This is a genomic window from Pseudomonas sp. PME37.24/006 (assembly GCF_055556635.1).
In genome coordinates this window covers 1-264 of the sequence record NZ_JBVHNL010000149.1, presented here as the reverse complement: position 1 = coordinate 264, position 264 = coordinate 1, and the positions used below count along the sequence as shown (strand labels likewise).

Genomic DNA, 264 nt, shown 5'->3' with positions numbered 1-264 from the left:
GGGCCGCCCGGCTGCTGCGCCAGATCGGCGAAGACGCGCTGATGGCTGACCGCGCCGCTGTCGGTGTCGTAATCACACACCATGATCTTGCCGGCCATGGAATCGCAGTGATACATCAGCTTGCCATCGAGGCTGAAGCAGATGCTGTTGGAAATGGCGATGCCCGGCAGCGCCAGGCGCTCCAGACTGAGGTCCGCATTGAGACGATAGAAGCTGGCGATGGGGTCGCGGCCCGCGTCCTCGTTCAATGTTCCGAAGACGAAA

At 62.1% G+C, this 264-nt stretch carries 1 protein-coding gene; it reads right to left on the bottom strand.

Features of this window, described 5'->3' with window-relative positions; genetic code table 11:
- The coding region (locus ACZ3GY_RS24195) for an SMP-30/gluconolactonase/LRE family protein (RefSeq protein WP_465912305.1) at positions 1–264 on the bottom strand (264 nt) is incomplete at both ends.